The organism is Thalassobacillus devorans MSP14, from assembly GCF_000496835.1.
GTDB lineage: Bacteria > Bacillota > Bacilli > Bacillales > Halobacillaceae > Thalassobacillus > Thalassobacillus devorans_B.
The window spans coordinates 78,576-100,719 of the sequence record NZ_KI543237.1 but is presented as its reverse complement, the minus strand read 5'-3'; the positions used below and the strand labels follow the sequence as shown (position 1 = coordinate 100,719).

The 22,144-nt window shown below is 42.1% G+C and carries 23 protein-coding genes and 1 riboswitch; of the genes, 22 read left to right on the top strand and 1 reads right to left on the bottom strand.

What is annotated here, in order from left to right; translation table 11 throughout:
* Positions 1 to 153 precede the first annotated feature (153 nt).
* The 8 genes from P855_RS0110925 (at position 154) to P855_RS0110890 (ending at position 7,558) form a co-directional block, all read left to right on the top strand.
* Positions 154 to 2,553 carry a 3-hydroxyacyl-CoA dehydrogenase/enoyl-CoA hydratase family protein gene (locus P855_RS0110925; protein WP_028783613.1) on the top strand — a complete coding sequence of 800 codons (2,400 nt, stop codon included), beginning with the start codon at positions 154 to 156 and terminating at the stop codon, positions 2,551 to 2,553.
* A 33-nt stretch (positions 2,554 to 2,586) separates the two neighbouring features.
* A complete protein-coding gene (locus P855_RS0110920) occupies positions 2,587 to 3,762 on the top strand; it encodes an acetyl-CoA C-acetyltransferase (RefSeq protein WP_028783612.1) in 1,176 nt (391 codons plus the stop codon).
* A 15-nt stretch (positions 3,763 to 3,777) separates the two neighbouring features.
* Entirely contained in the window at positions 3,778 to 5,559 is a 1,782-nt protein-coding gene (locus P855_RS0110915) for an acyl-CoA dehydrogenase family protein (protein ID WP_028783611.1), read from the top strand.
* 203 nt (positions 5,560 to 5,762) lie between these two features.
* Positions 5,763 to 6,119, top strand: a complete 357-nt coding sequence (locus tag P855_RS0110910) for an arsenate reductase family protein (protein ID WP_028783610.1) — start codon at positions 5,763 to 5,765, stop codon at positions 6,117 to 6,119.
* Between the two features lie 99 nt (positions 6,120 to 6,218).
* Complete coding sequence (gene gcvH, locus P855_RS0110905; RefSeq protein ID WP_028783609.1) at positions 6,219 to 6,602, top strand: glycine cleavage system protein GcvH; 384 nt, start codon at positions 6,219 to 6,221, stop codon at positions 6,600 to 6,602.
* 41 nt (positions 6,603 to 6,643) lie between these two features.
* The gene (locus tag P855_RS22270) at positions 6,644 to 6,793 is read left to right on the top strand and encodes a hypothetical protein (RefSeq protein WP_161628817.1); all 150 of its coding nucleotides are present in this window, start codon (positions 6,644 to 6,646) and stop codon (positions 6,791 to 6,793) included.
* A 78-nt stretch (positions 6,794 to 6,871) separates the two neighbouring features.
* On the top strand, positions 6,872 to 7,228 hold the full coding sequence (locus P855_RS0110895) for a toprim domain-containing protein (RefSeq protein WP_028783608.1): 357 nt from the start codon (positions 6,872 to 6,874) through the stop codon (positions 7,226 to 7,228).
* A gap of 15 nt (positions 7,229 to 7,243) precedes the next feature.
* On the top strand, positions 7,244 to 7,558 hold the full coding sequence (locus P855_RS0110890) for a thioredoxin family protein (RefSeq protein ID WP_051353179.1): 315 nt from the start codon (positions 7,244 to 7,246) through the stop codon (positions 7,556 to 7,558).
* Positions 7,559 to 8,453: 895 nt separating this feature from the next.
* Here the strand turns inward: P855_RS0110890 and P855_RS0110880 are convergent.
* A complete protein-coding gene (locus P855_RS0110880) occupies positions 8,454 to 8,873 on the bottom strand; it encodes a TlpA disulfide reductase family protein (protein ID WP_028783606.1) in 420 nt (139 codons plus the stop codon).
* A gap of 224 nt (positions 8,874 to 9,097) precedes the next feature.
* Positions 9,098 to 9,209, top strand: a riboswitch (SAM riboswitch).
* Positions 9,210 to 9,312: 103 nt separating this feature from the next.
* On the opposite strand from P855_RS0110880, the gene P855_RS0110870 reads away from it, so the two are divergent.
* The 14 genes from P855_RS0110870 to yunB all read left to right on the top strand — a co-directional run bounded on the left by P855_RS0110870 (position 9,313) and on the right by yunB (position 21,948).
* Positions 9,313 to 10,341, top strand: coding sequence for a methionine ABC transporter ATP-binding protein (locus P855_RS0110870; RefSeq protein ID WP_028783605.1), 1,029 nt, complete (start codon positions 9,313 to 9,315; stop codon positions 10,339 to 10,341).
* Positions 10,331 to 10,999, top strand: a complete 669-nt coding sequence (locus tag P855_RS0110865) for a methionine ABC transporter permease (RefSeq protein ID WP_028783604.1) — start codon at positions 10,331 to 10,333, stop codon at positions 10,997 to 10,999. The genes P855_RS0110870 and P855_RS0110865 overlap by 11 nt, the downstream gene beginning before the upstream one ends.
* 20 nt (positions 11,000 to 11,019) lie before the next feature.
* Entirely contained in the window at positions 11,020 to 11,865 is an 846-nt protein-coding gene (locus P855_RS0110860; RefSeq protein WP_028783603.1) for a MetQ/NlpA family ABC transporter substrate-binding protein, read from the top strand.
* Positions 11,866 to 11,952: 87 nt separating this feature from the next.
* Positions 11,953 to 12,318, top strand: a complete 366-nt coding sequence (locus tag P855_RS0110855) for a carboxymuconolactone decarboxylase family protein (RefSeq protein WP_028783602.1) — start codon at positions 11,953 to 11,955, stop codon at positions 12,316 to 12,318.
* 235 nt (positions 12,319 to 12,553) lie between these two features.
* On the top strand, positions 12,554 to 12,694 hold the full coding sequence (locus tag P855_RS22395) for a hypothetical protein (RefSeq protein WP_200865965.1): 141 nt from the start codon (positions 12,554 to 12,556) through the stop codon (positions 12,692 to 12,694).
* 248 nt (positions 12,695 to 12,942) lie between these two features.
* On the top strand, positions 12,943 to 13,728 hold the full coding sequence (gene sufC, locus P855_RS0110845) for a Fe-S cluster assembly ATPase SufC (RefSeq protein WP_028783601.1): 786 nt from the start codon (positions 12,943 to 12,945) through the stop codon (positions 13,726 to 13,728).
* 18 nt (positions 13,729 to 13,746) lie between these two features.
* A complete protein-coding gene (gene sufD, locus P855_RS0110840; RefSeq protein WP_028783600.1) occupies positions 13,747 to 15,057 on the top strand; it encodes a Fe-S cluster assembly protein SufD in 1,311 nt (436 codons plus the stop codon).
* Positions 15,057 to 16,277 (top strand): cysteine desulfurase, encoded by a 1,221-nt coding sequence (locus P855_RS0110835; protein WP_028783599.1) that lies wholly within the window; start codon positions 15,057 to 15,059, stop codon positions 16,275 to 16,277. Before sufD ends, P855_RS0110835 begins: the two co-directional genes overlap by 1 nt.
* The gene (gene sufU, locus P855_RS0110830; RefSeq protein WP_028783598.1) at positions 16,267 to 16,713 is read left to right on the top strand and encodes a Fe-S cluster assembly sulfur transfer protein SufU; all 447 of its coding nucleotides are present in this window, start codon (positions 16,267 to 16,269) and stop codon (positions 16,711 to 16,713) included. The genes P855_RS0110835 and sufU overlap by 11 nt, the downstream gene beginning before the upstream one ends.
* Before the next feature lie 33 nt (positions 16,714 to 16,746).
* Positions 16,747 to 18,144, top strand: a complete 1,398-nt coding sequence (sufB, locus tag P855_RS0110825; RefSeq protein WP_028783597.1) for a Fe-S cluster assembly protein SufB — start codon at positions 16,747 to 16,749, stop codon at positions 18,142 to 18,144.
* Between the two features lie 168 nt (positions 18,145 to 18,312).
* Positions 18,313 to 19,140 carry a sulfite exporter TauE/SafE family protein gene (locus P855_RS0110820; RefSeq protein ID WP_028783596.1) on the top strand — a complete coding sequence of 276 codons (828 nt, stop codon included), beginning with the start codon at positions 18,313 to 18,315 and terminating at the stop codon, positions 19,138 to 19,140.
* A gap of 12 nt (positions 19,141 to 19,152) precedes the next feature.
* On the top strand, positions 19,153 to 20,544 hold the full coding sequence (locus P855_RS0110815) for a bifunctional metallophosphatase/5'-nucleotidase (RefSeq protein ID WP_028783595.1): 1,392 nt from the start codon (positions 19,153 to 19,155) through the stop codon (positions 20,542 to 20,544).
* Between the two features lie 100 nt (positions 20,545 to 20,644).
* The gene (locus P855_RS0110810) at positions 20,645 to 20,956 is read left to right on the top strand and encodes a YunC family protein (RefSeq protein ID WP_028783594.1); all 312 of its coding nucleotides are present in this window, start codon (positions 20,645 to 20,647) and stop codon (positions 20,954 to 20,956) included.
* Between the two features lie 200 nt (positions 20,957 to 21,156).
* On the top strand, positions 21,157 to 21,948 hold the full coding sequence (gene yunB / locus P855_RS0110805) for a sporulation protein YunB (protein WP_028783593.1): 792 nt from the start codon (positions 21,157 to 21,159) through the stop codon (positions 21,946 to 21,948).
* Positions 21,949 to 22,144: the final 196 nt, after the last annotated feature.

The following is a 22,144-nucleotide window of genomic DNA, read 5'->3' as shown; positions in this document are numbered from 1 at the left end:
CTATTAAAAGAAAAATTTTCCTCAGTTTCATAAAAACGATTGCGAAATGTCTGAAAATATTTTATAGTAAGAATAGATGTTGATAGGTGACTATCTTATTTTTTTAGCTCTAAAATGAATGAGTATTCATTCAAAAGGATAGGGGGAAATCCAATGAATCGTAAAATCAAGCGCGCAGCAGTATTAGGTTCTGGTGTTATGGGGGCCGGTATTGCTGCTCACCTGGCCAATGTAGGAATCCCGACTTTAATGTTGGATATTGTGCCACGTGAACTGACAGATAAGGAAAAGAAAAAAGGAATGACCTTAGAAGATACTGCTGTACGGAACCGCATTGCAGCAGAAAACAAGCAGGGACTGTTGAAACAGAAACCTTCCCCACTAACAAGTAAAAAGAATTTGGATATGATCCAGGTCGGCAATATGGAAGACGATATGGGAAAATTATCAGAAGTTGATTGGGTAATTGAAGTGGTTGTTGAAAACCTTGAGATTAAAAAGAAAGTCTATGCTCAGGTTGATGAATATCGTAAGCCAGGGGCTATCATCAGTTCCAATACATCAGGAATTTCTATTGAAGCGATGGCAGAAGGACGTTCGGAAGATTTTCAGAAACACTTTCTAGGTACCCATTTCTTCAATCCGCCAAGGTATTTGAAATTGCTGGAGGTAATCCCGACTAATAATACAGACGCTGAAGTCGTTGCTTTCATGAAGAAATTCGGCGAAGATGTCCTGGGCAAAGGTGTTGTCGAAGCAAAAGATACACCGAATTTTATCGCTAATCGGATTGGGACTTATGGGTTGCTCATCACTGTCCGGGAGATGCTGGAAAAAGGTTATACAATCGGAGAAGTAGATTCGGTTACGGGTCCGATGATAGGCCGTCCTAAAAGTGCTACATTCCGTACGCTTGATGTAGTTGGACTTGATACTTTCATCCATGTAGCAAATAACGTTTATGAGAAAGTTGAAGGAGAAGAAAAGAAGGTATTTGATGTACCTGCATTCATGAAAAAAATGCAGAATAAGGGATGGTTAGGATCTAAGAGCGGTCAAGGGTTCTTCCTTAAGAAAAAAAGGGAAAAAGGAAGCGAAATATATGAGTTGAATCCAGAAACCCTTGAGTATGAAGAACGGAAAAAACTAAAGACCAAAGCAACGGAAATGGCGAAGCAAGAAAAAGGTACGAAACGTAAACTAAAAGCACTTGTGTCTGCCAAAGGGGATCGTGCAGGTGATTTAATTTGGTCAGTGGCAGCACCTGTACTGGTTTATTCCGCAGAATTACTTGGTGAAATAGCCGATGATATTCCTTCCATCGATGAAGCCATGCGATGGGGATTTGGATGGGAACTGGGACCTTTTGAAATGTGGGATGCCATCGGGCTGAAGAAATCAGTTGAACGAATGAAAGAGGAAGGCATGCCTGTGCCTGCATGGATTGAGGAGATGCTTTCGAATGGTAACGAATCCTTTTATAAAAAAGAAAATGGAAACGTTTACTACTTTTCTGATGGCCACTATCAGCAGAAAGACTTCAATCAAAAAGAAATTAATCTCAAGCTCCTGAAAGAAACGAATGATGTAATTAAAAAGAATGCAGGCGCGAGCTTGATTGACCTTGGTGATGGGGTCGCCGGCCTGGAATTCCATTCTCAAAGCAACGCAATCGGGTTGGATATCATTCAAATGATCAATGATGCAATTGAAGAAGTGGATCAGAACTTTGAAGGGCTTGTTATCGGGAATCAGGGTAAAAATTTCTGTGTCGGTGCGAACTTAGGAATGATGTTGATGGAAGCTCAGGATTACAATTTCTTTGAAATCGAGTTAGTCGTTAAGAAATTCCAGGATGCGATGATGAACATCAAGTATTCTGATAAACCAGTTGTCACCGCTCCATTTGGAATGACATTAGGTGGCGGAGCTGAAGTTTGCCTTCCTTCCAGCGCCATCCAGGCTTCACAAGAAACTTATATGGGTCTTGTGGAAGCCGGAGTAGGGCTAATTCCTGGAGGAGGAGGAAATAAAGAGCTTTATTTGAAGCATTTGCGTAATATTCCTCAAGGTATAGATTTCGATTTGCAAAAAGTGGCAAATGCTGTTTTTGAAAAAATAGCAATGGCAAAAGTATCTACATCCGGCGAAGAGGCGAGGGAAAACGGCTTTCTGGATCAGCAGGATGCAGTGAGTGTAAATGGAGATCACTTGCTTCATGATGCCAAGCAAAAAGTACTTGGGCTTGCGAGATCAGGTTACAGGGCGCCAAAACGTAATAAGTTCCCTGTGGTTGGTGAACAAGGGTACTCCACGATGTTATTGGGAGCAAAATCACTAGGTCTGGGAGGCTACGCATCTGAGCATGATCTTAAAATTGCGGATAAGCTTGCGTTTGTATTAGCAGGGGGACGCTTAAAAGAAGGAACGCTTGTTGATGAGCAATATTTGCTGGATTTAGAACGGGAGGCTTTCTTAAGCCTGATCGGTGAACCTAAAACACAACAGCGGATGCAGCATATGCTCTTGAAAGGAAAACCGCTACGTAACTAGACAGCAGTAAACCACTCAAAGGGGGAAGGAAATGTGAAAGAAGCAGTAATTGTAGCAGGGGCACGTACCCCGGTTGGCAGAGCGAAAAAGGGGACGCTTGCCAATACAAGACCAGACGATTTAGCTGCACTGACGATAAAAGAAACATTGAAACGGGCAGGAAATTATGATGGGGAAATTGATGATGTCATTATAGGCTGTGCGATTCCTGAAGCAGAGCAAGGGATGAATATGGCGAGAAATATTGGAGCATTAGCTGGCTTATCCCATACTATTCCGGGAATCACTATAAATCGCTATTGTTCTTCCGGGTTGCAAAGTATCGCTTATGCGTCAGAAAGAATCATGCTTGGGCATAGTAACTCGATTATTGCAGGCGGGGCGGAATCAATGAGTATGGTTCCTGTACCCGGCCATGTGATCAAACCTAATATCGAAATCGTTGAAAATGCTCCGGGATATTATATGTCGATGGGACATACGGCGGAAGAAGTAGCTAACCGTTTCCAGATTTCCCGTGAAGACCAGGACGCATTTGCTGTAGAGAGCCATCGACGCGCGGCAGCAGCAATTGAGGCTGGCAGGTTTGAAGATGAAATCGTTCCTGTGGAAGTGACTGACCGGGTTGTTGATTCAAGTAATAAAGTTAAGGAAATGACCAAATTGTTTACCCGGGACGAGGGAGTACGTCCAGGAACTACACAGGAGGTGCTTGGAAAACTGAAGCCTGCGTTCTCTTTGAAGGGCACAGTCACTGCAGGTAATTCCTCACAAATGAGTGATGGCGCTGCTTCAGTGTTAGTGATGGATAAAGAAAAAGCAGAGGCGGAAGGGCTGAAACCACTTCTTAAGTTCCGTTCTTTTGCTGTTGCAGGTGTGGAACCTGAAATCATGGGTGTTGGTCCTGTGGCTGCTATTCCAAAGGCTTTAAAGCTGGCAGGACTGGAACAATCTGATATTGGACTGTTTGAACTGAACGAAGCATTTGCTTCTCAGTCCTTGCGTGTCATCCGTGAGCTGGGGCTCGATACTGATAAAGTCAATGTGAACGGTGGAGCGATAGCACTGGGACACCCACTTGGCTGTTCCGGTACCAAACTTACCCTTACCTTGATGCATGAGATGAAGCGCCGCAATGAACAATTTGGTGTCGTAACTATGTGTATCGGTGGAGGAATGGGTGCTGCTGGAATATTCGAATTATTATAAGAGGAGGAAAATGAAATGAGTGAAACAAAGGAAAAAATGTTTAAAGGCGGCGGATTTTTAATCGAGGATGTTGCAGCAGAAGATGTCATTACTCCAGAAGACTTCACAGATGAACATTGGATGATCGCCAAAACAACGGAAGACTTTGTTTTAGGAGAAGTGGTTCCTAAAATTGATAACCTTGAAAACCACGAATTCGAACATTCTGTGGAACTGTTGAAAAAAGCCGGTGAACTAGGTTTGCTTGGGGTAGATGTGCCGGAAGAATACGGTGGACTTGGTTTAGATAAAATCAGTTCCTCTTTGATTACAGAAAAGTTTTCCCGCGCAGGCGGCTTTTCGGTAACACATGGGGCCCATGTAGGAATAGGGTCTTTGCCTATTGTATTTTTTGGTAATGAAGAACAAAAGCAAAAATTTCTACCAAAGCTTGCGACAGGAGAATTGATTGCAGCATATGCATTGACTGAGCCTGGTTCAGGCTCCGATGCACTGGGTGCAAAAACGACAGCTAAATTGAATGAAGCTGGTACTCATTATGTATTGAACGGGGAAAAACAATGGATTACAAACTCGGCTTTTGCTGATGTCTTTGTTGTTTACGCGAAGATTGATGGAGATAAATTTACAGCATTTATTGTTGAAAGGGAATATAAAGGTGTTTCGACGGGTCCTGAAGAAAAGAAGATGGGAATCAAGAGTTCTTCCACCCGTACATTGGTTTTAGAAGACGCGGAAGTCCCTATAGAAAATGTACTTGGGGAAATCGGGCGTGGTCACGTCATTGCTTTCAACATTTTAAATGTCGGTCGGTATAAGCTTGCCATTGGAGGAGTCGGTGGTTCCAAACGTGCAATCGAACTTGCCGTGAAATATGCAAATGAGCGCAAACAGTTCCAAACCCCGATTTCCAGCTTTTCATTGATCCAGGAAAAGCTTGCCTCCATGGCAGTCAATACTTATGCTAATGAAAGTTCTGTATACCGCACGGTCGGTCTTTTTGAACAAAGCATGGGTAAATTATCCGAAGAACAGCTTAAAGATGGTAAGGAAGTAGCGAAAGTTATCGCAGAATATGCCATTGAATGTTCGTTGAATAAAGTATTCTGTACAGAATTGCTGGACTTTACAGCAGATGAAGCTGTACAGATCCACGGTGGCTATGGGTTCATGCAAGAGTATGAAGTGGAACGTATTTACCGGGATTCCCGTATCAACCGCATCTTTGAGGGTACCAATGAAATTAACCGGATGATTGTTCCTGGAACATTGTTGAAAAAAGCAATGAAAGGTGAACTACCATTATTGCAAAAAGCTCAGTCCCTGCAAGAAGAAATAATGATGATGATGCCTGAAGAACCAGGGAGAGAGCCATTAGATCAAGAAAAATATTTAGTGAAAAATGCTAAGAAGATAGCGCTGGTAGCGGCTGGTCTGGCTGCCCAGAAATATGGAGAAAAGCTGGAAAAGGAACAAGAATTACTTGTCAATATTGCGGATATCGTTGCTGAAATTTACAATATGGAGTCAGCGCTGCTTCGGACAGAAAAGGCAATGAATAAAACTGAAGAAAAAGCACAGCAAAAGCTTCTTTATACACAAGTTTATGTGCAGGAAGCATTCAATCGCATCGAGGCTCATGCGAAAGAAACGTTAATTGCTTCCGAAAATGGAGATACTTTGCGCATGATGCTTGGGGCACTAAAGAAATTAACCCGGCACACACCAACGAACGTTATTGCGAAAAAACGTGAAATCGCAGCGAACTTAATTAAAGAAGAAAAATATATCGTTTAAGCTGCTTCGAAAGGTATTGGGGGGTCACCATTACGCACGGACTAAGCAAGACCGGCTGCAATAAGAGCCGGTCTTGTATTTATTTAAGGGATTTTTAGCAGGGTATTTAAGAAAAATATGATTCCGCTTTCCCTGTTTAATGAAATGTATTCCAAAGTTGTGATAGAATATAGGCATGGTAAATCGTAAGGGGGAAAGAGCTTATGGCAGTAACCTTTTATTGGTACCCACAATGTGGAACTTGTAAAAAAGCAAAAAAATGGCTGGATGAAAACGGCGTAGAATACGAAACTATACATATTGTCGAAAATCCGCCTAATCAAACTCAGCTGCAGGATTACATAGACAAAAGCGGTATTCCTGCGAAAAAGTTTTTTAATACCAGTGGAAAAAAATATCGCGAACTGGGAATGAAAGATAAGTTGAAGGAAGCCAGTGAATCTGAAATGGTGGAATGGTTAGCATCAGATGGTATGCTGATCAAAAGGCCGATCGTTACAGATGGAAAACAGGTGACGGTAGGGTTTAAAGAAACTGTTTTCGAGAATACTTGGAAATGATGAAACAGGGAATGAGCATATCATTAGCATTATAGGCAAAAAGCTTTTATGTTAATAATGCAGTTTAATTATAATAATTATAATTTGGAGGGATTAGTCGTGAGTTTACCAAAAGATCTAAGTTATTCTGAAGAGCACGAATGGGTAAAAACAGAGGGAGAAAAAGTACGTATTGGAATCACTGATTTCGCACAATCCGAGCTTGGGGATATTGTTTTCGTTGAATTGCCTGAGGTTGGAGATGAGTTGGAAGCGGACGAGCCTTTTGGCAGTGTGGAATCCGTCAAAACGGTTTCTGAGCTGTACGCGCCAGTTAGTGGTAAAGTAGTGGAAATTAACGAAGAATTGGAAGACAGTCCGGAATTCGTTAACGAATCCCCTTACGAAAAAGCATGGATGGTCATCGTGGAACCTTCTGACAAATCTGAAATGGACGAACTGATGACTGCTGAACAATATGAAGAAATGATCTCGGAAGATTAATTTTATTCTCAATGGGAACTCTATACATAAGGGGTGACCTGATGGATAAAATGAATAAAACCGATAATTTCACTTCAAAGAAAGCTGCCAAAGAAATTGGCAGACAGCGCCAGCTTGCAAATAAAACCTTAAAACAAGAGGCGCCAAAAGTCCGTCAATATGTAGATTGTGATGGTGGCGGCTGGTGTTGAATAATCGTTAATTAACCTCAGACCATGCTATCATAAAAGCATGGTCTGTTTTACTAAGTGAACCGGGTGGGATCCCAGATGGAACATGATAATCAATTGCCCATTCTTATAGTTGAAGGGATTACTGATAAAAAACATATTAATAAGATATTGGATGAGCAGGTAGAAATCCTGTGTACCCACGGCACATTAGGGGTTGAACGTATGGAAGAAATGATCTTAGATTATAACCTGGATGATCGTGCCGTATATATTATGGTGGATGAGGACGATTCGGGGCATAAATTACGTAAACAACTGACATACGAACTCCCCCATGCAGAGCATATCTATATAGATAAAGCTTATCGTGAAGTAGCTACTACACCTGAACCTGAGCTTGCCAGAGCACTCTTAAGCCAGCATTTCAATGTCAAACCAATTTATCTGATTTAAGGGAAGGGGGTTATGATGGAACAGCTTGAATTAGCATCGAATAGTGAAACAATCCCACAAGATAAGCCTGCACTTCTTTTCATTCATAGCCCGTTTTGTGGAACTTGTCACATGGCAAGAAAGATGTTAGATACCATCGAGGCAATGTGGGGGAAGGATTTGTTTTTGGAGTTGAATGCTGCCGTCCACCCGGCCTTTATGCAGGAATATCAAATTACAAGTGTACCTTGTTTATTAATTCTGACAGAGGGTAAAATCAAGGATAAAATTTATGCTTTTCATTCGGTGACTTATATGCATAGAGCGGTGTCTAAATACGTCAATTCCTAATGTTATTTCCCGAGAAATAAAGAATGAACAGCCTTACATGGCATGATTTGCCAGGGGGCTGTTTTTTTGATGATTGTTCCAGAGGATGTTTCTGACGAATATACTTAAGTGCAAGGCTCTGCTAAACGTTCTTATCGATCTTTTCAAATAGGCTTATTCAACAAAATGGCCGGATTATGGAAGACTCAGTTTCAAGAGAAAAGGGGGTTCTTTACTAAAAAAGAGTCCGGGGTGGCTTGGAAACTACTCGCTTTCCAGCTTCGTCGCCTAGACACTCGCGACATAAGCAGTCCATCAACGGGAAGAAAGAACACTTCCCATTTGCTGTTCTGCTTATGCGTGTCGTGTCTCCCAAGGCGATTACGCATTCATTTCTTTCCTGCGGGGGACCTGGCAAGCTTCCTCGGGCAAAAGCCCTGCGGGATCTTGCCTAGCTCCTTCTCCCGCGGGAGTCTCGCAGTTTCCCAACCACCCCATCCGAAGGATGGGAGAAACGAACCCCTGCCATACATGAAGATGTCTTCCAAATTCACCGCCAAACAAGGCCCAATGATACAGGAAACAAGGCCTCTTTGTAGCTATTAGTATGGCTGGATGACTCTGCCTGCCAATGTTTCCGTTAGTCTTACAAACGCAAGGAGGGCCGGAAAATTGCGAGACTCCAATGGGAGGATAGGACATGGTGAGATCCCGCAAGGCGGAGCCTGAGGAAGCTCACTGTCCGCCCATGGAAAGCGAGTGATTTCCCGGACCTCCAAACCGTTACTATCGTAACGGAAACAATGTATCTCGAAACTGAGTCTTCTGCAATTGGGAGCTTATCTGTAAGATCAACTCGGTGGTTTGTGATAAGTTTTCTCCACTAAAAAAAGCCGACTGGTGGTATCGGTTTTCTCTAGTCCACTAGCTCCCCAACTTTTTCTACTATCTCCAGGAATTCTGCCTGGTCGTCGAATCTTGCTGCCAAATATCCATCTTGGTCAATAATAGCGGTTGTGGGTACACTGGTACACTGATACTGCTCGTATACTCTCCTTCCTTCATCAACTAAAGTTTGCTGTGTCAGAAATTTGGCAGCAAACTCCTCACCAGCTTGGCTGCTTCTTTCGCGACCTGCAACGTTGATGGTAAGCATACGGACTTTATTTGAATCCATAGAGCGATACAATTGTTCTTTCATAGGCAAATCCCTGGAACAGTCCGGACACCAGGAGACCCAAAATGTCAGTACAATCACTTTTCCGATATCTTTGTTCAAATCGTAGACTTTTCCGGAATGTATCTCAGGTAATTGAAAAAGTGGTGCTTTTTCCATTGGTGTTCCTCCTCATTTGCACAAATATCCTTTCATAAATCCTATCATGAAAAAACTGTGAAAAAGCATGGTATGCAGGTTATCTCCTGGAGGGTTCTGAAGAAGCTCTTCATAGTAACCTTAAACGGAGGTCGAAATAAAGTGAATTTTGTTGACAAGTTTTTTTCTCTCGTGCTACAATCCTTTTTGTGACACTTAAAAGGATTAAAGCAATAAAATAGTATCTCTTATTAAGAGAGGCGGAGGGACTGGCCCGATGAAGCCCGGCAACCGTCAAGCTACTATGCTTGAAAAGGTGCCAATTCCTGCAGAGTATTTTATTCTGACAGATAAGAGAACGGAGCAGCTTGATACATAAGCGCCTTTCTGTTCTCGTAAGCAGAAAAGGCGTTTTTTTAATTCTAAGAGCATGAAAAATGCTTGTAGGAGGCATCACGAAATGATTTCAATCAAAGAACTGACAAAAGTCTTTCATACAAAAGATCAGGATGTCATGGCAGTGGACAATCTTGATTTGGACATACAATCCGGAGAGATTTATGGGGTCATCGGATATAGTGGGGCAGGTAAAAGTACATTCATTCGTTTATTGAATCGTCTTGAAGATCCTACATCAGGTTCGATTACGATCGATAATCAAGAAATAACCGGTATGAAAAAGAATGATTTACGACTCGCCCGACAGGAGATCGGGATGATTTTCCAGCATTTCAACCTGCTCTGGTCACGTACGGTCAAAGATAATATTGCTTTTCCATTAGAAATAGCTAAAGTTCCAAAAGAAAAAAGAGAGGAGCGGGTTAAAGAGTTGGTTGAGCTGGTTGGCTTGAAAGGTCGAGAAAATGCTTATCCTTCCCAACTAAGTGGAGGACAGAAACAACGCGTGGGGATTGCTCGGGCGCTCGCTAATAAACCGAAAGTGTTATTATGCGATGAAGCGACATCTGCACTGGATCCTGAAACAACCGACTCGATTCTTGATTTATTAGTAGATATCAATGAAAAGCTGGGGCTTACGATTATATTGATTACCCATGAAATGCATGTAATCAGAAAGATATGCCATCGCGTCGCAGTAATGGAAAGTGGGAAAGTGGTAGAGCAGGGGGATGTTTTAGATGTCTTCCTGCACCCTAAGCGTCCGGTAACTAAAAAATTTGTGGATCAAGTAATGGGAGACCCTGATCAAGACCATTCACTTGATTTGATACAAGAGAATTATAAGTCAGGTAAAGTATTGCGCCTGCATTTTGTAGGGGAAAGTACGAATCAGGCATTGATTAGCGAACTTTCCAGGAAGTTTAGCATTGATTTGAATATTTTGCATGGGAAAATCACCCAGACTCAAAAAGGTGCGTACGGTACATTGTTCGTCCACGTAGAAGGCGATCAGAAGGAAATTGAAAAAGCTAAAGCCTATATCCAGGACACTTCTGTAGAAGTGGAGGTGATCTCGAATGTTCAATAAATTATTCCCTAATGTGGAGATACAGGATATGATCACTGCTACCAATGAGACATTATACATGACCATCATATCTGTAATTGGAACAATGTTTCTAGGCATAATACTTGGTCTTTTGTTGTATTTATCCCGACCCGGAGGATTATGGGAAAATAAGGTCCTTAATTGGATTACGGCTGCGTTTGTAAATGTGTTCCGTGCAATCCCTTTTATAATTTTAATACTTTTGTTATTCCCTTTTACTGACTTTCTGATGGGAACGATTCGTGGACCTAAAGCTGCATTACCGGCTTTGATCATTGGGGCTGCCCCTTTTTACGGCAGACTGGTTGAAATAGCTTTAAGAGAAGTTGATAGAGGAGTAATTGAAGCAGCAAAATCCATGGGGGCTAAAAATTCAACGATTATCTTCAAAGTACTTTTAAAAGAATCCATGCCAGCCCTTGTATCGGGTCTTACGGTGACAGCCATCGCTCTGATTGGCTACACTGCAGTAGCAGGTGTGATCGGCGCAGGTGGTTTAGGCGACTTCGCTTACTTTTATGGTTTCCAGCGTAGTGATTTTGATGTGGTATTTGTATGTACTGTGTTAATTGTCCTCATCGTGTTCATTTTCCAATTCATCGGGGACTTCCTGACACGTTCATTAGATAAAAGATAAATAAAAGGAGAAGGATAGTTATGAAAAAATGGTTAACAGGTATTATAGCAGGATTATTAGTAGTAGTGCTGACTGCGTGCGGCAGCTCAGGTGAAGACTCTGGCTCGAATGAATCATCTTCAGATAAAAAGGAAATTAAAGTAGGGGCTACTTCCGTCCCTCATGCGGAAGTACTTCAGGAAGCAAAACCGCTTCTTAAAGAGAAAGGTATTGAACTAAAGATTGAAGAGTACCAGGATTATGTTTTACCTAACAAAGACCTGGCAGAAGGACGGATTGATGCGAATTATTTCCAGCACATTCCCTATCTGGAAACACAAATGGCTGAAAATGGCTATGACTTTGTCAACCTCGGCGGGATTCATATTGAACCGATGGGGATTTATTCTAAAAACATCAAAAGTGTGGATGAGGTGCCCGAGGGAACCAATGTATTACTAAGTCGTTCCGTTGCGGATCATGGACGTATTCTTTCCTTATTAGAAAGAGAAGGACTAATCAAGCTGGATGAAGATGTGAAGAAGGTAGATGCTACCATCAAAGATATCGTTGAAAATCCGAAAAACCTGAAATTTGACGATGGTATCAATGCAGAACTTCTCCCATCCAACTATAAGCGTGAAGAAGATGCTTTAGTTGCTATCAATACCAACTATGCAATTGAAGCTGGTCTGAATCCTAGTGAAGATGCTCTTATTCTTGAAGGGTCTGAATCACCTTATGTAAATGTCATCGCAGCTCAAAGTGAAGATAAAGACTCAGAAGCATTAAAGAAACTTGTAGAAGTATTACGGTCCGAAGAAATCCAAACATTTATGAAAGAAGAATATGATGGAGCGATAGTACCCGTAGATGGTTCAAAATAACATTTTTTAACAGTTTCCTCCCAGGATAGTAACCATGTTTTTGCTAATACTAGCATTAATATGTATTTATTCCTGGGAGGTTTTTTTATGGAAGAACAAAAAATGACATTCACAGAAGCATATCTCCAAGAATATAAGCATGGTATTGGAACATTTACTGAGAAAATGCCAGAGATTGCACATCATTTCAACGCTTTTACGGAAGCAGCCTTTGAGGCTGGTGAACTTTCAGAAAAGGAAAAGCAGCTGATCGCACTAGGTATTAGCGTTGTTGCTCAAGATGAGTATTGTATGATCTATCACACTAAAGGATGTATTGATCAGGGAGCGAGCGAGAAAGAAATCATGGAGGCCTGTGGCGTTTCTGCTGCCTTTGGGGGCGGCGCTGCAATGAGTCAGGCTGTCACTTTAGTACAAGAAGCGTATCAAGAGTTGCAAAATTTGCAACATTAAGTATAATTCGAGCAAAATGGAGCAACGAGGAGCAAATTTGATTATATATCCTTGGTGCCCTGTTAAATGTTGTATAAAAATACAATTAGTATACCATCCCGTTATTTTGGTTTAAATGCGCTTTGGTCAGGGTAATATACCTGTGCTACACTTAATAGCATACAAAAACCGAAAGGATTGATTTATTATTAACGACCAACTTAAGCTGAATTATACTTCCGAAATGGAGAAAGCTATGCAGCAATCCCACGGAATTGGCTATGCGGAATATAGCAACAAGTTAGATCAGCGGTTAAAAGTTGAAAAGCGTCGTCAAAAAGATTACGAACAAAGCCGCAAAATAGTGGCTGAAGTAGATCGTCAATTGCATAAATAATAAATTAGGAAAATCAGGTGGCAGCAAACCACCTGATTTTTTTGGTTTATACCTATATAATAAGGAAAGTCCGTGTTATCCTAATAAAGTAGATTTTTTAAACCTAATGGTTTAGAAAGTCTGGTATATACAGTGAAAAAAGTTGATAACAGTTTCGAAATGATATAAGATTGTAATGAGAATAGATTGAGAATGGATTAGGATCCTTTTATCAAAAATGATTCACAATAGATATGGAGGTATCAGTTATGGCAGGATCAACTTTAGAAATCAAAAATCTTCACGTAGCGATCGAAGGTGAAGAAATTTTAACAGGTGTCAATTTGACTATAAACGGTGGAGAATTCCACGCAGTTATGGGTCCGAACGGAACAGGGAAATCTACATTGGCATCAGCGATCATGGGTCACCCGAAATATGAAATTACAGAAGGTGAAGTTTATATTGATGGTAAAGATGTATTGGAAATGGAAGTGGATGAACGCGCACAAGCGGGTCTATTCCTTGCAATGCAGTATCCAAGCGAAATCAGTGGGGTAACAAACTCTGACTTTCTACGCTCTTCCATCAATGCCCGCCGTGAAGAAGGCGATGAGATTTCTTTGATGAAATTCATCAAAGAGATGGACGGCACAATGGACTTATTAGAGATGGATAAGAACATGGCCCAGCGTTATCTTAACGAAGGGTTCTCCGGTGGCGAGAAGAAGCGTAATGAAATCCTTCAATTGATGATGCTTAAGCCTGCTATTGCTATCCTGGATGAGATTGACTCTGGTTTGGATATCGATGCCTTGAAAGTCGTCTCTAAAGGAATTAACCAGATGCGTGATGACAACTTCGGCTGCTTGATCATCACTCACTATCAACGTCTATTGAACTATATTACTCCTGATAAAGTACACGTCATGATGAAGGGCCGCATTGTGAAGTCCGGGGGGCCGGAACTGGCTCAACGTCTGGAAGACGAAGGTTATGACTGGATCAAGCAGGAGCTTGGAATTGAAGATGAAACTGTAGGTCAAAAAGCGTAAACAGATAGGAGGGATACCATGACAGTAGAAATCTCACTAGGGTACGACAAAGAATATGTCAGCAAATTCTCTGAAGGCTTGAACGAACCAGAATGGATGAAAACCCTTCGTCTGGATGCATTGCAGCAAGCGGAACGCCTGCCGATGCCAAAGCCTGACAAAACCAAAATAGACCGCTGGAATTTTACAAAGTTCACGCACGACTTACGTGGTGAGAAAATGGAGTCGTTAGCTGAACTACCGGATCAAATCCTGAACTTTATTGACCAGAATAAAGATGAACAAAATTTATTGATCCAAAAAGATCAACGTCCTGCTTTCGCTTCTTTATCTCAATCGTTGAAAGATAACGGGGTAATTTTCACGGACATGAAAACAGCGGTTAAAGAATATAGCGATCTTGTAGAAAAATATTATATGAAAGACGGAATCCAAGTAGATGAACATCGTCTGACTGCATTGCATGCGGCTCTAATGAATGGCGGAGTGTTTGTTTATGTGCCGGAGAATGTACAAGTGGAAGAACCGCTTCAGGCAATTTTCTGGCAGGAAGATCCAGAGGCTGCACTATTCAACCATGTTATTGTCGTTGCAGATAAGAACAGTTCTGTGACTTATGTGGAAAATTATATTTCACATAATAATGAAGAGGAAGAAGCAGTTACTAATATTCTTACTGAAGTATTTGCTCATGATAATGCAAAAGTATCGTTTGGAGCTGTAGATAACCTGGGCGCCGGTACTACTACGTATGTGAATCGCCGGGGGGTCGCGGACCGCGATGCAAAAATTGAATGGGCACTTGGACAAATGAATGATGGTTATACTATCTCGGAAAACTACACTTACCTGATGGGTGATAACGCCCTTGGTGATGCCAAAACAGTATCGGTGGGACGAGGAAATCAAAAGCAGAACTTCACTGCGCGAATTGTCCATTACGGGAAAGCATCTGAAGGATATATCCTTCAGCACGGCGTCATGAAGGATAAAGCTACTGCCATCTTCAATGGCATTGGTAAAATTGAACACGGTGCAACTAAGTCCAATGCAGAACAGGAATCTCGCGTGTTGATGTTAAGTAAAGATGCCCGTGGGGATGCAAATCCCATTCTTCTGATTGATGAAGATGATGTAACTGCAGGTCACGCAGCATCCGTAGGCCGTGTGGACCCAATGCAATTATTCTATTTGATGAGCCGCGGTATTTCACAAAAAGAAGCGGAACGCCTTGTCATCCATGGCTTCCTGGCTCCTGTAGTAAATCAACTGCCGATTGATGCAGTGAAGGAGCAGTTGACACAAGTGATTGAAGGGAAAGTAAATTGATGGATATAAAAGCTGTCCGTCAATCCTTTCCGATTTTGGATCAAGAGGTTAATGGACACCCACTTGTCTATTTGGATTCATCCGCTACTTCACAAAAACCAGTTTCTGTCATTGAAAAGCTGGATGAATATTATCGTAGTTATAATTCCAATGTCCATCGAGGGGTCCATACACTTGGTACAAAAGCTACAGATGAATATGAAGGAGCCCGTGAGAAGGTCCGCCGCTTCATCAATGCTCATAGTACCCAAGAGGTCATTTTCACTCGTGGAACGACAACCGCAATCAACACAGTAGCTTCCAGCTATGGTCGTGCAGAACTTGGCGAGGATGATGAAATTGTCATCACTCCTATGGAACATCACAGCAACATCATACCCTGGCAGCAAGTGGCAAAAGCTACTGGAGCTACCTTGAAATATATTCCGCTCCAGGCAGACGGTACCATTGATTTAAAAGATGTAGAAGAAACCGTTACGGATCAAACTAAAATTGTAGCAGTCATGCATGTTTCCAATGTTCTTGGTACAATCAATCCTGTAAAAGAAATAGCGGAAATCGCCCATCGTCATGAAGCGGTCATGCTCGTTGATGGAGCACAAAGTGCACCTCATCTGAAGGTAGACGTGCAAGATTTAGACTGTGACTTTTACGCTTTTTCGGGTCATAAAATGTGTGGTCCGACAGGTATCGGAGTACTTTATGGCAAGCGTGCCCTGCTGAATGACATGGAACCATTTGAATTCGGCGGAGAGATGATTGATTTTGTTAACCTATACGACTCTACGTGGAAAGAGCTCCCTTGGAAATTCGAAGGTGGAACGCCGATTATTGGCGGGGCCATCGGGCTGGGAGCAGCGATCGACTTCATTAATGAAATTGGCTTAAATGAGATTGCAGAACACGAACACACACTCGTCAACTATGCGATGGAACGTATGAGGGAGATAGATGGCCTGACTATTTACGGTCCGGAAGAACGTGCGGGTCTGGTCACTTTTAATCTTGATGATGTACACCCGCATGATGTCGCTACCGTGCTTGATGCGGAAGGCATCGCGGTCCGTGCCGGTCATCATTGCGCACAGCCGTTGATGCGGTGGCTGGATGTCTCAGCTACTGCCCGTGCCAGCTTTTATTTGTATAACACAAAAGAAGATATTGATCGACTTGTCGAAGGATTACAAAAAACAAAGGAGTATTTTGGCGATGTCTTTTAATAACCTGGATACACTTTACAGACAAGTCATCATGGATCACTATAAAAATCCGCGTAACCGTGGAACCATTGAAGGAGACGACCACATGTCCATCGACATGAATAATCCTACTTGCGGTGATCGCATTCAGCTTCAGCTGCAAGTAGAAGATGGGCTGGTCAAAGATGCTAAGTTTGATGGGGAAGGATGCTCCATCAGTATGTCTTCTGCTTCCATGATGACGCAAGCCGTCAAAGGAAAGCGTGTAGAAGATGCTTTGGCGATGTCAAAGCTCTTTTCAGATATGATGCAAGGAAAAGAGATTGATGAACAGGAATTTGATTTGGGGGATATCGAAGCTCTGCAAGGCGTATCGAAGTTCCCGGCTAGAATCAAATGTGCCACATTGGCATGGAAGGCTATGGAAAAAGGTGTTGACGAACAAGGACAGTCTTAGTCACGGTATAACACCAAAAGGAGGTTTTTGATTATGGCCAAAAAGGCGCCAGAAATCGAAGATTATAAATATGGGTTTCATGAGAAGGATGTTTCAATTTTCCGTACTCAAAGGGGACTGACAAAAGAAGTCGTTGAGGAAATTTCCCGTTATAAAGAAGAGCCGGAATGGATGCTTGACTTCCGTTTGAAGTCATTGGAGCATTTTTACAAAATGCCGATGCCTCAGTGGGGCGGGGATCTTGCCGAACTTGATTTCGATGAAATCACTTACTATGTAAAACCGTCTGAACGCTCTGAACGTTCCTGGGATGAAGTACCGGAAGAAATCAAGAATACGTTTGATAAATTGGGTATCCCTGAAGCAGAACAGAAGTACCTTGCAGGTGTATCTGCACAGTATGAATCTGAAGTGGTTTACCACAATATGCAAGAAGATTTGGAAAAACAGGGAATCATCTTTAAAGATACAGACTCTGCTTTGAAAGAGGACGAAGAACTTTTCAGAGAGTATTTCGGAAAAGTAATTCCTCCCTCTGATAATAAGTTTTCTGCATTGAACTCTGCGGTATGGTCCGGTGGTTCTTTCATCTATGTACCAAAAGGTGTTAAAGTGGATACGCCACTACAAGCTTACTTCCGAATCAATTCAGAAAATATGGGGCAGTTTGAGCGTACGTTGATTATCGTTGACGAAGACGCTTCTGTCCACTATGTAGAAGGTTGTACAGCTCCTGTCTATACAACAAACTCCCTGCATAGTGCAGTAGTTGAAATCTTTGTTAAGAAAAATGCGTATTGCCGTTATACTACGATCCAGAACTGGGCGAACAACGTCTATAACCTCGTTACAAAGCGTGCTACTGCGGATGCCAATGCAACTATGGAATGGGTGGATGGTAACCTTGGTTCCAAGCTGACAATGAAATACCCAGCAGTTATCCTGAAGGGCGAAGGTGCCCGCGGTATGACATTGTCCATCGCTCTGGCAGGTAAAGGACAGCATCAGGATGCCGGTGCTAAAATGATTCACCTGGCACCAAATACGTCTTCTTCCATCGTTTCTAAATCTATTTCCAAGCATGGTGGTAAAGTAACGTATCGTGGTATTGTGCAATTCGGACGTAAAGCAGAAGGCGCACGTTCCAACGTTGAATGTGATACCCTTATCATGGATAATCAGTCAACTTCTGATACTATCCCTTATAACGAAATCATGAACGAGAATATTTCGTTAGAGCACGAAGCGAAAGTATCCAAAGTTTCTGAAGAGCAGCTCTTCTATCTGATGAGCCGCGGTATTTCTGAAGAAGAAGCAACAGAAATGATCGTCATGGGCTTCATCGAGCCATTTACTAAAGAGCTGCCAATGGAATATGCAGTTGAAATGAACCGTCTGATTAAGTTCGAAATGGAAGGTTCCATCGGTTAATCCCCGATAACTTTCAATTTAAAATGAACCGTGCTGCTGATATGAATCAGCAGCACGGTTTTTCTTGTTTCTTAACGGGTATGGGTATGGAAAAGAGTTTATAATCTCTTCCATGCTCTACATAAACAATGATATGTTAGTATGAAAATGTAATATGGATGTGAAAAAATGGTATTCGTTTTAATCATTTCTGTACTTATTGGACTGGTTTCGGCTTTTTTCGGGAGTATTGCCGGGCTTGGCGGGGGAATCATTCTCGTCCCTGTCATGTTGTTCTTAAGCCAGGCTTTCGAGGCGTTCAGTTGGGCGACACCTCAAAAAATAGTAGGAATATCTATTGTTACGATGATTTTTACAGGTATGTCCTCCGCGTTATCCTATATGAAAAGTAAGCGGGTGGATTTTAAGAGTGGATGGATTTTTCTTATTGGCAGTGTCCCGGGAGGAATTCTGGGTTCCTATCTGAATCAGTTTTTTTCTGCCGGGAAGTTTTCGCTATTATTCGGGATATTAATGCTACTCGTATTCGGAGTATTTTTCCTGCCGAGAAAAAATAATCAAGCTCTATTAGAAAAAAATCGGGGCGGCATACAAAGGAAAATGGAACTTGGTGGAGAAACATACCGGTATGCTTATTCACCGAATGCTGGTGGATTGCTGGCGTTTACAGTCGGGATGATGTCCGGCTTATTTGGAATCGGGGGAGGCTCCTTGATGGTGCCGGCTATGATCCTGTTATTTGGCTTTCCAGCTCATATAGCCACAGCTACCTCGATGTTTATGATTTTCTTTATGAGTATATCTAATTCTGTTACCCACATCCTATTGGGTAATGTAGAATGGTTATACACACTGGCTTTTATCCCTGGAGCATATTTAGGTGGCATGTTAGGGGCAAAAGTGAATAAAGTGTTGAAAGGACAGTACGTCGAATGGCTTCTTAGAGTGATGCTGATAATTGTAGCGATTCGATTAATTTTGAAGGGTATAGGATAAGGAGATTTGATGATGAAGGAAAAAATATTCTTATATTATACGAATGATCTTCACAGCCATTTTGAAAATTGGCCACAAATTATTGGATATTTTAATCAACAAAAAGATAAACGGGAAAGACAGGGCCAAAGTTATTGGCTGCTGGATAATGGGGATCATGTAGACAGGTTCCATCCCATTGCTGAAGGACTGATGGGAAAAGGGAATGTCGAGCTGTTGAATCAGGCAGGATACCATTTTGCCAACCTTGGAAATAATGAAGGTATTACCTTATCGCGTGAAGGATTGTACGAATTGTATGATGAAGCTGATTTCGAAGTGTTATGTGCCAATTTGAAAAGAGAGAAGGAACCACAGCCCTTATGGCTTAAAGACCATAAAGTGGTCGAGAGTAAGCAAGGAGTGAAAATCGGGGTCATTGGTTTGACTGCTCCCTTCCAATTGTTTTATAGCATGCTTGGCTGGAGTGTCGAACTTCCGTATGAAACCCTGGAACGGGAACTTTCGGCATTATCCGAACAAACAGATATCATCGTTTTATTGTCACATCTTGGCATTAATGATGATGAAGAAATAGCCCGCCGCTTTAAGGAAATAGACATCATCATAGGAGGGCATACCCACCACTTGTTCAGAAGTGGTGAGTTTATCGGAAATACGTTACTGACCGCTGCAGGCAAGCATGGTACACACCTTGGAGAAGTTATGCTGGAGTGGGACCATGAACGAGGGGAACTGACTGGAAAAGAGGCCTATGCCATCCCTACCGAAGATATGGCAAAAGATCAGGTCACTGTTGAAGCTTTACGAGCGATAGAGGAAGAAGCGACAGCTAATCTGAAAGAGCACGTAACGCAATTACCTGTCTCGGAAGAAGTCGGCTGGTTCCACGAAACAAAATTGATGAAAGGTTTGGTGGATACGCTAAAAGAATGGACGGAAGCTGATATTGCGATGCTTAATGCAGGTGTATTACTCGATCATTTAAGTGCCGGCGAGGTGTGTTATGAAGATGTCCATCGTATCTGCCCACATCCGATGAACCCCTGTAAGGTGGAATTGAATGGAGATGAACTTCTTGAAGTAATCCGGGCTGCCCATACTAAAGAGTTTACCGAAGTCAAGTTGAAAGGGTTTGGCTTTCGAGGCGAGGTTATTGGGCGTATGGTGTTTTCCGGAGTTGAAATTCATACGAAAAAAGATGATCTAGGTAATGAACGGATACAAGAAGTGCTTTTCAAAGGAGAATCATTAAAGCCTGACGGTGTGTATCAGGTTGCTACTGCAGATACATTCACCTTTGGCCGTCTGCTTCCTGAAGTTGCATATGCGAAGAACAAAAAATATTATATGCCCGAACTATTGAGGGATTTGCTTGTAGCGACATTGAAACGCGAAAAATAATGTAAGCTCTAACGCTTTAAACAGGCGTTAGAGCTTTTCATATTCTACTCACACCTTTACTGCCTTTCACATAAGGTAAAACAAAAAGGATGTGGGGACCATCATCAATGTAAAACCGATTTTCATAGAAGAATACCCCTTTACTGCAATAACGGTGGCACTTCCTAAGACCAACTTGCTGATTGTATCGAATGATGAGGGTTATATCATGTGTGCTGCTCTTGATGTGGATTTATTAAGTGAAAAACTGGCAAATCGTAAGGTGATTGCCGGCCGTGCTTTTGGTGTTCGTACCATTGAACAACTGTTGGAAGCACCACTTGAAAAGGTGACAGATGCCAGTAAAGAAAAGGGATGGCAACCAGGGATGAAAGGGAAAGACGCGTTGTTAAAGCTTGCGTCTACCTCATAAATGATAGCCCAGTTTGAAAAGTTGAAGATTAACTCCGAAAAAGCTTAGAGCCTATAGCTCTGAGCTTTTCTAATTTCCATTAGGTATGGACTCCCATACAATTCATACTGTTGATTATTCACTGGGATTTTGACTTTCGATGATAGGCTTATACTATTTCACTCCACCCCTACATAAGATGTGGTAAGGGGGTATGGCAGTTGGGCAAATATGCGAAAAATCATGGGCCTCCTTCAATGGCCAGTATCTTTATAGTTACGTTCATCTTTTTCATTTTTTTCACCTTTTTAAGCTTATGGATAATCAATCGTGGCATTACTCCGACTTTGATAGAGATTGCTGAAACCAAAACGCAACAGTTTGGCCGTGATGCCATCCTAGAAGCAGTTAGTAAACGGATTGCCGATGATCTCAGTTTTGAAGATCTTGTAAAAATGGAGAAGGATGAAAGTGGGAACATTGTATATATGGGCTGGAATTCGGTAGTAGTAAATCGAGTATTACGTAATACGACTTTTCGGGTTCAGAATTACTTGAAACAAATGGAGCGAGGAGAAGTACCAGATCCTGGAACTCCACTGGATGTCCCCCTTGAAGAGGAGGAAGAGGAAACTCCAGAAGATAAAAGGCAATCACCTACATTAGTTGAAATTCCAATCGGTCAGGCTACTAACAATGTGCTATTAGCCAACTTAGGACCTCGGGTACCGGTCCAATTTGAAGTTATTGGCTATGTGCAGTCAAATGTGGAAAATAAGATAACGGAATACGGGATCAATGCAGCTATGTTTGAATTGACGATACATATCGAAGTCGACGTGCGGATCGTCATCCCGTTTTCTACCCGCACCACCGTGGTGACCGCTGATATCCCAGTTGATCAAAGTACAATCATGGGAGAAGTGCCGGATTTCTATAATGGGTCAGGAAGTCAGAAATCACCTTCATTCTCCTTACCAATGGATGGGTTCCAAGTCGATCCATCTCCTTAAAACCTCATAAGACCTATTCAATTATATGGCCGAAAAGTCGAAGACTTGATTTCGAGATATTGTAAGAGGGTAAGGGCGTTGGGGAACAACTCGCTTTCCGTGGGCGAGTGATGAGCCTCCTCGAGCTGACGCTCTGTGGGGTCTCATCTAACACGCATTTCCCACAGGAGTCTCGCAGTTCCCCTACGCCCTTTGC

Coding starts and splice junctions, on each gene's coding strand:
- P855_RS0110925 (WP_028783613.1), top strand. CDS start 154: ATGAATCGTAAAATCAAGCGCGCAGCAGTATTAGGTTCTGGTGTTATG.
- P855_RS0110915 (WP_028783611.1), top strand. CDS start 3,778: ATGAGTGAAACAAAGGAAAAAATGTTTAAAGGCGGCGGATTTTTAATC.
- P855_RS0110910 (WP_028783610.1), top strand. CDS start 5,763: ATGGCAGTAACCTTTTATTGGTACCCACAATGTGGAACTTGTAAAAAA.
- P855_RS22270 (WP_161628817.1), top strand. CDS start 6,644: ATGGATAAAATGAATAAAACCGATAATTTCACTTCAAAGAAAGCTGCC.
- P855_RS0110895 (WP_028783608.1), top strand. CDS start 6,872: ATGGAACATGATAATCAATTGCCCATTCTTATAGTTGAAGGGATTACT.
- P855_RS0110890 (WP_051353179.1), top strand. CDS start 7,244: ATGGAACAGCTTGAATTAGCATCGAATAGTGAAACAATCCCACAAGAT.
- P855_RS0110880 (WP_028783606.1), bottom strand. CDS start 8,873: ATGGAAAAAGCACCACTTTTTCAATTACCTGAGATACATTCCGGAAAA.
- P855_RS0110870 (WP_028783605.1), top strand. CDS start 9,313: ATGATTTCAATCAAAGAACTGACAAAAGTCTTTCATACAAAAGATCAG.
- P855_RS0110865 (WP_028783604.1), top strand. CDS start 10,331: ATGTTCAATAAATTATTCCCTAATGTGGAGATACAGGATATGATCACT.
- P855_RS0110860 (WP_028783603.1), top strand. CDS start 11,020: ATGAAAAAATGGTTAACAGGTATTATAGCAGGATTATTAGTAGTAGTG.
- P855_RS0110855 (WP_028783602.1), top strand. CDS start 11,953: ATGGAAGAACAAAAAATGACATTCACAGAAGCATATCTCCAAGAATAT.
- P855_RS22395 (WP_200865965.1), top strand. CDS start 12,554: ATGCAGCAATCCCACGGAATTGGCTATGCGGAATATAGCAACAAGTTA.
- sufC (WP_028783601.1), top strand. CDS start 12,943: ATGGCAGGATCAACTTTAGAAATCAAAAATCTTCACGTAGCGATCGAA.
- sufD (WP_028783600.1), top strand. CDS start 13,747: ATGACAGTAGAAATCTCACTAGGGTACGACAAAGAATATGTCAGCAAA.
- P855_RS0110835 (WP_028783599.1), top strand. CDS start 15,057: ATGGATATAAAAGCTGTCCGTCAATCCTTTCCGATTTTGGATCAAGAG.
- sufU (WP_028783598.1), top strand. CDS start 16,267: ATGTCTTTTAATAACCTGGATACACTTTACAGACAAGTCATCATGGAT.
- sufB (WP_028783597.1), top strand. CDS start 16,747: ATGGCCAAAAAGGCGCCAGAAATCGAAGATTATAAATATGGGTTTCAT.
- P855_RS0110820 (WP_028783596.1), top strand. CDS start 18,313: ATGGTATTCGTTTTAATCATTTCTGTACTTATTGGACTGGTTTCGGCT.
- P855_RS0110815 (WP_028783595.1), top strand. CDS start 19,153: ATGAAGGAAAAAATATTCTTATATTATACGAATGATCTTCACAGCCAT.